Below are 420 nucleotides of genomic sequence, written 5' to 3' on the forward strand. Positions count from 1 at the left end.
CGCTGTTGGTCACGCCCGTGACTGTTGGCGTGCCATCGTTGTCTTGGATCGTGACTGTGCCACTTTCCGCTGCTTGTTGCGTGCTGGTCTTCGCCGTCACCGTGAAGGTTTCATCGCCTTCGAAGATGGTGTCTTGCGTGGTCTGAACTTTCACTGTGAAGTCGGTTTGACCCGCCGGCAAGCTCACTTGGAAGCTGCCGTCTGATGCTACCGCCACGTCTTTCAAGACCGTACCGTTGCTCAACACGATGTCCACTTGGGTGCCCGTGAAGTCGACGTTCTTATCCGCTGTGCCGCTGTTCAGCGTCAGGTCAACCGTGGTCGCCGTTTTGCTTTCGTTGCTCAGCGTCACTTTGATGTCCGCGACCGCACCTTCCGCTACGTTAATGCCCGCCGCGCCCGCGCTGTTGGTCACGCCCG

General features: G+C 58.8%; 1 protein-coding gene. It reads right to left on the reverse strand.

What is annotated here, in order from left to right; translation table 11 throughout:
* A partial coding sequence (locus tag AB4653_RS12795; protein ID WP_372104333.1) for a Calx-beta domain-containing protein occupies nt 1-415 on the reverse strand: 415 nt, incomplete at its 3' end.
* Nucleotides 416-420: the final 5 nt, after the last annotated feature.

The organism is Vibrio sp. 10N.222.48.A3, from assembly GCF_041475345.1.
Lineage (GTDB): Bacteria > Pseudomonadota > Gammaproteobacteria > Enterobacterales > Vibrionaceae > Vibrio > Vibrio tasmaniensis_A.